The sequence below is a fragment of the Ancylomarina sp. genome (assembly GCF_041555295.1).
GTDB lineage: Bacteria > Bacteroidota > Bacteroidia > Bacteroidales > Marinifilaceae > Ancylomarina.
Map to the genome: position 1 here is coordinate 1 of NZ_JBFFKR010000137.1, position 8,877 is coordinate 8,877.

8 protein-coding genes are annotated in these 8,877 nt (G+C 35.6%); 4 read left to right on the forward strand and 4 right to left on the reverse strand.

The features are described from left to right. The 3 genes from nadA to nadB form a co-directional block, all read right to left on the reverse strand. On the reverse strand, positions 1 to 914 hold a 914-nt coding region (nadA, locus tag ABY905_RS10480), incomplete at its 3' end, for a quinolinate synthase NadA (RefSeq protein ID WP_372643407.1). A gap of 12 nt (positions 915 to 926) precedes the next feature. After that, the gene (nadC, locus tag ABY905_RS10485; RefSeq protein ID WP_372643409.1) at positions 927 to 1,778 is read right to left on the reverse strand and encodes a carboxylating nicotinate-nucleotide diphosphorylase; all 852 of its coding nucleotides are present in this window, start codon (positions 1,776 to 1,778) and stop codon (positions 927 to 929) included. 13 nt (positions 1,779 to 1,791) lie between these two features. Continuing rightward, on the reverse strand, positions 1,792 to 3,369 hold the full coding sequence (nadB, locus tag ABY905_RS10490; protein ID WP_372643411.1) for an L-aspartate oxidase: 1,578 nt from the start codon (positions 3,367 to 3,369) through the stop codon (positions 1,792 to 1,794). A 509-nt stretch (positions 3,370 to 3,878) separates the two neighbouring features. Between nadB and ABY905_RS10495 the strand changes: the two genes are divergently transcribed. Then, complete coding sequence (locus tag ABY905_RS10495; RefSeq protein WP_372643413.1) at positions 3,879 to 4,658, forward strand: HD domain-containing protein; 780 nt, start codon at positions 3,879 to 3,881, stop codon at positions 4,656 to 4,658. Between the two features lie 134 nt (positions 4,659 to 4,792). Then, positions 4,793 to 5,014: a (2Fe-2S)-binding protein gene (locus ABY905_RS10500; protein ID WP_372643415.1), complete on the forward strand. Its 222-nt coding sequence runs from the start codon at positions 4,793 to 4,795 to the stop codon at positions 5,012 to 5,014. Positions 5,015 to 5,146: 132 nt separating this feature from the next. Here ABY905_RS10500 and trxB read toward each other — a convergent pair whose 3' ends face one another. Continuing rightward, complete coding sequence (trxB, locus tag ABY905_RS10505; protein ID WP_372643417.1) at positions 5,147 to 6,142, reverse strand: thioredoxin-disulfide reductase; 996 nt, start codon at positions 6,140 to 6,142, stop codon at positions 5,147 to 5,149. 442 nt (positions 6,143 to 6,584) lie between these two features. Between trxB and ABY905_RS10510 the strand changes: the two genes are divergently transcribed. Next, positions 6,585 to 7,001 carry a BT0820 family HAD-type phosphatase gene (locus ABY905_RS10510; protein ID WP_372643419.1) on the forward strand — a complete coding sequence of 139 codons (417 nt, stop codon included), beginning with the start codon at positions 6,585 to 6,587 and terminating at the stop codon, positions 6,999 to 7,001. Between the two features lie 277 nt (positions 7,002 to 7,278). After that, positions 7,279 to 8,877, forward strand: a 1,599-nt coding sequence (locus tag ABY905_RS10515) for a tetratricopeptide repeat protein (RefSeq protein WP_372643422.1), incomplete at its 3' end; no start/stop codon positions are given.

The following is an 8,877-nucleotide window of genomic DNA, read 5'->3' on the forward strand; positions in this document are numbered from 1 at the left end:
AACATTCTGTTTATTGAGAGCTGAGCTTTTTTTATGATCTCAGGATCTATCTCAACGCGGTATTGCTCATGAAGCAGTGCTTCGTATAAGCCTTGTAGCGTTACTTTTTTCATGGAACTACAGATAACTTTGGGATGAACCAAAATAAACTCCTTGTTAGGATTCTCTTTCTGTAGTTGGTGTAAAGTACCCTTCTCTGTTGCGATAATAAATTGTTTTTTATCCGACTCTTTAGCGTGTTTTATAATTCCGGCAGTAGAGTAGAAGTATGTTTTAGGATGAGCTAAAATCATATCATCACCCGAGCAATTACTTTCTGGATGAATCAGAATATCTGCTTCAGGGTATTGCTGATGCATATCTAAAACCATATCAGAAGATATTCTTTCATGAACACAACAGTCACCATCCCAAAGCTCCATATTAGAACCCGTTTTCTTATTTAAATAAGCACCAAGGTTCTTGTCTGGAGTAAAGAATATTTTTTGATCTTTTCCCAAGTATTCTATCACTTGCAAAGCATTCGATGAGGTACAGCAATAGTCCGTTTCAGCCTTAACTTCAGCGGTTGTATTGACATAGGAAACAACAAGACCATCAGGATTGGCATCCTTCCATTTTCTAATATCAGCTCCGGTAATACTTTCAGCTAATGAGCAACCACAACGTTGAGCAGGGATTAAAACCTTTTTGTCAGGAGAGGTAATAGCTGCGGTTTCAGCCATAAAGTGAACACCACAGAATACAATAATGTCTGCTGTAGTTTCAGCAGCTTGTCGAGCTAAACCTAATGAATCACCAACGTAATCGGCTAAATCCTGAATTTCAGTATCGGTATAATAATGTGCAAGAATAACAGCATTCTTCTTCGCTTTCAAGTCTTCAATTTGCTTGATTATTTCTTGTTTTTCCATCTTAATCTCTGATTATAATTGGCAAATATTCTGACTGATATCAAGAGCTATAACGGAATGTGTTAATGCACCCACTGAAATCACGTCGATACCGGTTGCAGCAACGCCTTTTAAGCGATCAATATTCATATTTCCCGATGCTTCAACAAGACATCTGCCATTAATTAGTTGTACTGCTTCAGTCATGAGTTCATTACTCATATTGTCTAACATGATAATATCAGCACCAGCATCGGCAGCTTGTGCAACCTCGTCAAGAGTTGTTGTTTCTACTTCAATTTTAATATCAGTAGGAATAGATTCACGAACTTGAGCGACAGCCTTAGCGATTCCACCAGCAATCTTTATGTGGTTGTCTTTAATCATTGCAAGGTCGAATAAACCAATACGATGATTGGTACCACCACCCATTTTCACAGCATACTTATCGAAGGTACGCAGACCAGGAACCGTTTTACGGGTATCTAAAATCTTAACTTTAGTTCCTTCAACTTCCTTAACATACTTTGCCGTTTCGCTAGCAATACCCGATAAACGTTGCAGTAAATTTAAAGCTAGGCGTTCTCCTGTTAAAAGGGCTCTGAAACTAGCTTCAATTTCAACAATTAAATCTCCTTTTTTTACACTGTCTCCATCTTTTACAAGAGGCTTCCAAATAAGATTAGAGTCTAATTTTTCAAAAACTTTTCTAGCAATAGGTAAACCTGCAATAACACCATCAGCTTTTGCTGTCATACTAGCTTTAGCCGTTGTGCTTTCAGGAATTAAACTGTTGCTTGTAATGTCGCCACTTCCGATATCTTCGCGAAAGGCGTGATCTATAATGAAATCGACTTCCTGTGAGTTTAGTCCGGTTTCTTCCATTTTTATTCTTCTATTATTTATTTTCGATGGGAACAAAGCATAAGTCTTTGTCTTTGGTTTGTATTGAATGAGCCATATAGGCTTTGTTTTCTTGTTCGAAATCGCTCCTGATATGACCGCCACGACTCTCTTCACGTAGAAGAGCAGCTTTAGCCATCAGTTCGCAAACTTTTAATAAGTTTAGCATTCTAGTGCTATAATATTCATTTTCCTCGAATGGGAAATTTTGCTTAATCGATTCTAAGCTGTCAATTAAAGTACTGATATCTGCCTGACAACGAACAATACCTAATAGGCTATTCATTGCACTTGCAATAAGATTGACTTGATTTAGAAACTCATGTTCTATATCAGGATTACAATGCAATTCCTTTGTTTCAAACTTAGGAATATCATTATTTATAGATTGATTTGTAGCATGTGTAATGGCACGTTTGCCAAATACCAAACATTCCAAAAGTGAATTGGAAGCTAAACGATTTGCTCCCATAACACCAGAAGAAGCTAGTTCACCAAAGCTGTAAAGATTAGCAATATTCGTTTCACCATTTAATCCAGTCTTAATGCCACCAACCATATAATGAGCAGCAGGAGCAATAGGAACTTGAGTACACATATCGACTCCAAACTGAGCACACTTTTTATAAAGAGTAGGGAAGCGTCGTTTTATTATTTCCGAATCAAGATGATCGAGCCTTAAGTAAACAAATTCATCCTTATTTTCTTGCATTTGCTCAAAAATAGAACGTGCAACCACATCACGAGGAGCTAATTCAGCAAGCTCATGTTTGTCGAGCATGAAACGTTCGCCTTTTTTATTGAATAGTTGAGCTCCTTCTCCACGTACGGCTTCGCTTATTAGAAAGGTGTTACCGTCTTCAGAGTAAAAGGCTGAAGGGTGAAATTGAATAAACTCCATATCAGCAAGTTCAACTCCTTCAGCATAAGCCAGAGCAATACCATCACCAACTGTGGTGTCTGGATTGGTTGTTCGTTGATAAATTGCAGAAGCACCTCCCATGGCTAAAAATGTATGCTTAGCCTTTAATTTAAGATTGGTATGATCACAAGGATTGTAGGTAAGAACACCAAAACATTGTTTGTTCTTGCATAATAGTTTATAAACCATCTGATTTTCGAGAACTTCAATATTTTTGTTGTCAAGTATTTTTTGAGTTAAAAACTGAACCAGCTCTTTCCCTGTGGAATCACCACCAGCATGCAAAACTCTTCTTCTGTGATGCCCGCCTTCAAGTCCGCGAGATAACTCACCCTCAAGTGTGTCAAATTGCATTCCCATATCTATCAGGTCTTTTATCCTTTCAGGCCCCTCGTTAACTAGAATGTCAACAGGAGGATAATCACACAAGCCACGCCCTGCTTCAAAAGTATCTTTCAAATGCAAATCTGGAGAGTCGTTTGAATCTGTTACTGCAGCAATCCCCCCTTGAGCATAGTAGGAATTGCTAACATTGAGATTAGTTTTAGTCACGAGAACAACTCGTCCAAAGTCAGATGCATAATTGGCTGCATATAGTCCAGCTAATCCGCTACCAATAATCAAAAAATCATACTCTTTTTTTGTAAACATTTTTTTTTGAAATCGTTTTTTATTCGTTTCGAACGAAGACTTGATAATCTTGCTGCGAAAATAGGTCTTTTTAGCGGTTTAGTTCACACAAAAATAAGCTAAAATTAAGATTGAAGCTTGTTTTACTCATAAAAAGTGGGTTGGAATAAGGTATTTCAATTGTTTCAGTTTGTTACTATTTGATGTGCTGTTAAGTATTAATTGGAGGGATATTGTATTTTATCTATTAATGAGTGAAATTACTGAAAGCCTTGATTATTTAAGGAGGGCTCGTTGCCTCTCATTTTGCTTTAAGTTGGGGATCTAATTTTGTAGGTGGTTATTAATCCCGATTGTTGTGTTATTTTCTCTTCGTATTTTTGGATTTTAGTTTGTAATTGGTTGGCAGTTATTGGTATACCAACTTGTGTTTTATGTTGGGAGTGAAATAAACAAGTCATATTCAAATAATCCTTTTGCAATTTGAGGAAAAGATGTAGTTTTGCAGGAATTATCAAATTAGACTTACTGTGATAGAAGAATCCTATAATAAGATTAGAACTTGGTATGATGCTTACGTTTTAGAGTTTTCAAGTGAAGATCCTGAAATTCAGATCAATATTGACCTTTTGAAAGAACATGCTTCTCGTGTTATAGAGAATGTTAATGAGTTGGCTTTGAGTATAAATATTGATGAATCAAATTTATTTCTACTTCAAACAGCAGCTCTCTTGCATGATATCGGACGATTTGAGCAGTTGGTGAAGCATGGCACTTATGCCGATAATGAAGATTCAAATCATATTCAGATTGGTTTGAATGTGATTGAAGAACATGAGGTGTTGATGGCCCTGGAAGAAGAGGAGAGACAGTTGGTGATTGATTGTGTTAAAATGCATGATTTAAGCGAATTGCCAAAAAACTCTGATGAGCAATCACTTGTTTTAATTCATCTGCTTCGCGATGCTGATCGAATTGATGTGTTGAGAATCGTTTCTGATTATTACACCCATAAAAAGGTGCATCCTAATAGACATTTAGATATGGAGCTAAAGGATATGCCAGCTATTGCTAAGAAAGTGTGCAATGCAATTATGGCTGATAAAGTTGCAAAGCGTGAAGATGTTGAGACGGTGAATGATTTGAAATTATCTCAAATGTCGTGGATTTTTGATATGAAACACAAGAGAAGTTTTAAAATGGTGAGTGAGAAAAGTTACATAAAAGCTATTTTCGAAACCCTTCCTAAAAGCGATGTCGTTATTGATATGTATCGAAATATTAAGATTTTTATGGAAAATCAATTGTAGAACTCAATCAATACATCAATAATATTTATGTAGACTCGTTACAAATAGCGAGTCTTTTTTTATATCTTTGTTTAAGCAAGAAAAGCCAAAAGAGCTTTAAACAAAAGTGTAATTATTGAAAATAGAAATATAGAATGAGAGATATTGTTTGTAATTGTCAGATGGTTGATAGAGATACTATAGATAAAGCTATTCACGAAAAATATGCAACGACTATCGAGGAAATTCGTCGATACACAGGTGCTAATACGGGATGCGGAAAATGTATGAGTTACATTAATACGATTTTAGATTCAGAAGTTCCTAAGGTTGCCGCTAAAAAACCTGCAAGTACAAGTAAGTTTAAGTTGTGGTAAGCTTAATAAAAAATAGAAAAACAAATGCTCTTTTTTGAAAGGGCATTTTTTATTTGATACAGGTCATTGTACCCGAAAAACAAAACGCCACCCATAATAGGTGGCGTTTAAATTTATTCATTTGAAGGCGTATTACTCGCGTTCAGCAAGAAATTTCTCAGCATCCATAGCAGCCATACAACCTGAACCTGCAGATGTAACTGCCTGGCGGTATACAGAGTCTTTAAGGTCACCACAAGCAAATACACCAGGAACGTTAGTTCGAGTTGAATCTGGCTCAGTAATCACATAACCATGCTCGTCAGTTGTAATATATTCCTTAAAGAAATCTGAGTTTGGAGTATGTCCAATTGCTAAGAAGAAACCATCGATTTTAATTTTAACTTCTTCCTCATCTTCTTCGCCTAATCTTTTGATTAAAGTTGCACTTTGAACAACACCATCACCAGTAATTTCTTTAGTGTTGTGTTCATATAAAACTTCTATATTTTCAGTACGGTCAACACGATCTTGCATTACTTTAGATGCACGTAAGAAGGGCTTACGAACAATTAAGTAGACTTTATTACAAAGACCAGCCAGGTAGGTTGCTTCTTCAGCAGCAGTATCACCACCGCCAACAACAGCGACATCCATACCACGGTAAAAGAAACCATCGCAAGTTGCACAAGCAGAAACACCTGATCCAGCATATTTGGTCTCTGATTCAAGACCTAAGTATTTTGCAGTAGCACCCGTTCCTAAAATAACAGTTTCTGCTTCGATAGTTTTGTTACCATCAACCACAACTTTGTGAGGGTATGATGAGAAATCAACAGAAGTAACAACACCCCAACGACAATCTGTTCCAAAACGTTCAGCTTGCTTTTTAAGGTCAGCCATCATTTCAGTACCTGTAACTCCATCAGGGTATCCAGGGAAATTGTCAATCTCAGTCGTTGTAGTTAATTGCCCTCCAGGTTGCAAACCTTCAATAACAACAGGGCTTAGATTAGCACGTGCTGCGTAAATTGCAGCAGTATATCCAGCAGGGCCTGATCCAACGATTAGACATTTTACTCTTTCAATATCACCTTCAGCTGTAGTCGATTTCTTTTCCTCTAAGTTCATAGGTTTAAAAAGATCCATATTATGTTTTTTTGTTCTAATTCTAAATAGTTTTGAATGAGCAAATCTATAAAATATCTATTTAAGTTCAGGCCTTCAGTGTCTTAAAAAATGTTACTTATCAATAAAATGTATACTGGGATCTGTGAATGAAGCTTATTTAGAATGGGGTGAAAATCAAAAACTGAATTTCACTTGTTTTTTACACGTTGCTAATATACTCATGTAGGGAAAGTTCGTTGAGTTATTATTGAATTTAACGTTTCTTTTTTTGTGATAAACATGATTATAGTTTTTTTTGACTTAACTCTTTTTTAGAATCAGAATAGGTCTTTAGGTGTGATAATAGAATTAAAATCATTGTTGCAAGAAGTAATGAGGCATAATTTATAAAAAATGTAAAATATTGATCAGTATGTCGCATACTTTTAATAATTTAAGACAATAAACCAATTTGAGAAGCATGATTATAGCGGTTGATTTTGATGGTACAATTGTAGAACATCGATATCCTGATTTGGGAAAAGAGATTCCTTTTGCCATTGAAAGTTTAAAATCGATACAAGAACAAGGTCATCAATTGATTTTGTGGACTTATCGCTCAGGAAAAGAACTGGATGATGCCATTGAATTTTGTAGAGAGAATGGACTTGAATTTTATTCTGTGAATAAAAATTACCCAGAAGAAATTTTTGATGAGAGCATAAGCAGAAAAATTAATGCGGATATTTATATTGATGATAGAAATCTAGGCGGGCTGCCCAATTGGGGAACCATTTGTTCTCAAATAATAGGCGGAAATTATCATGCACATCCTTCGTTTGAACAGAGAAACAAAAAAGGCTTAAATAAATTTTTGAAGAAATATTTTTCCAAATAATAAAACTAGACTTTATTGATTATTAGACTAATATTTAAGGGATCTGCTGAAAAGGTGGGTTCCTTTTCTCATACAGTACGAGTTTCAATTTTTTAGATATTAAGAGATCCGGTTTCAAAAAAAATAGGATGAGTTTTGATAAGCTTTATAAGATCGTACGCAACCTTTTGCTTAATTTGGCGTCTTGTGTTTTGGAGATGGTTTTTTCTGATGTAGGATTTTTATTCTATGACTGAACCATCTTAATAGAATAGCCTAAACCCTAACCCTAATTCGTATGAAACGTACCTTCCCTTTTCTAATATCATTTCTAACTTCTCTGTTGCGATTTTCTCTATTATTTTTGATTTTCGTTCCTAGTCTTCTTTTTTCACAAGATAAAATAGCTTTAGATAGTTTATTGGTTCAATTACAAAATTCAAAAAGAGACAGCCTCAAGGTAAAAACACTATGGGAACTATCGGATTATTACTGGGTAGATGATCTTAGACAGTCTCATAAATATTCCACTCAGGCACTTGAAATAGCCAATGATATCGAAAATCCAATCCTAATCGCAATTTCAGAACATAAGATAGGTAATTCATTGGTTTTTATGGGGAACTATAGTGAAGCCCTCGGGAAATATTTGAAAAGTTTAACGGTATTGGAGAGCTCTAATAATGTAAATTATCTTTTTGCCTTATATCATAATCTGGGAGCTCTTTTTGACAAGATGAAAGATTTTGACAAGGCTTTGGTGTATTATCACAAAGCGCTTTATTTGCATAATAATTCGAAAACAGAAGGGAGGGGCTTGGGCGATGACCGGATTCATACGCTCTTTAATGGTATTGCTAATCTCTATGAGGAGAAAGATGAGAATGATACCGCCTTGATGTACTATAAGAAAGCATTAACTCTTGCAGAAAAGTTGAACGATCACCAGAATTTGGGAGTTATATATAATAACCTTGGAAATGTGTCACTAAAGCAGAATAAGGAAGAAGAGGCCTACTATTATCTTCAAGAATCCTTAAAGCATCGTCAGGCCATTGATGATTTAAATGGAATGGCTAAGTCTTATAATAATCTAACTGGTTATTATATGCTTACAGGTAATTTTGATCATGCTTTAATTTCAGCAGAGAAAGCAAAAGATCTGGCTTCAAGCGCAGGCGCAAAATTAACTAGGGAGACAGCAGCACGCAATTTATCTATGCTCTATGAATCAAAAGGATTTTACGATAAATCATTGAAAGCCTTTAAGGAGTATAAAATGCTTAGCGATAGTTTGATCAATGAGGCATCTATAAAAGAGCAAACTAAACTTCAAGTGAAGTATGAATATGAAAAAGAGGAGAAAATAAGAGAGGCGGAACTGCAGAAACGTGATTTGCGAAATAGTTTGATCATTTCAATTTTGGCTCTGGGGTTTATTATCACTGGCCTGTTGTATAGTTTGGCAAAAGATCGGTCCAAACGAATTCAGTTGGAAAATCGAAGCTTAGAGCAAGATCTGGAGTTAAGAAATCAAGACATTGTGATGAAAGATAAAGAGTTGGCAGCAACAGTTCTGTATTTACTGAAGAAAAATGAATTACTTGGCAGTATATCAAACCGTCTTCTTCAGTTGAAAAAACGCATGAAACCCGAAAATCATAATTTGATTCAAAGAATTATTTTTGATTTGCAAGGAGGTGCCAGTGAGGATGTATGGGAAGAATTTGAGCTCCGGTTTAAACAGGTGCACAATGATTATTATAAAAGACTAAAAGAATATGCTCTGGATCTCACTCCGGGAGAAGTTAAAATTTGTACTTTCTTAAAATTAAACATGACGAGCAAGGAAATTTCAGCTATTACCCACCAGAGCGTTAAAAGTATTGAAGTGACC

Coding starts and splice junctions, on each gene's coding strand:
- ABY905_RS10510 (WP_372643419.1), top strand. CDS start 6,585: ATGATTATAGCGGTTGATTTTGATGGTACAATTGTAGAACATCGATAT.
- ABY905_RS10500 (WP_372643415.1), top strand. CDS start 4,793: ATGAGAGATATTGTTTGTAATTGTCAGATGGTTGATAGAGATACTATA.
- nadB (WP_372643411.1), bottom strand. CDS start 3,369: ATGTTTACAAAAAAAGAGTATGATTTTTTGATTATTGGTAGCGGATTA.
- trxB (WP_372643417.1), bottom strand. CDS start 6,142: ATGGATCTTTTTAAACCTATGAACTTAGAGGAAAAGAAATCGACTACA.
- nadC (WP_372643409.1), bottom strand. CDS start 1,778: ATGGAAGAAACCGGACTAAACTCACAGGAAGTCGATTTCATTATAGAT.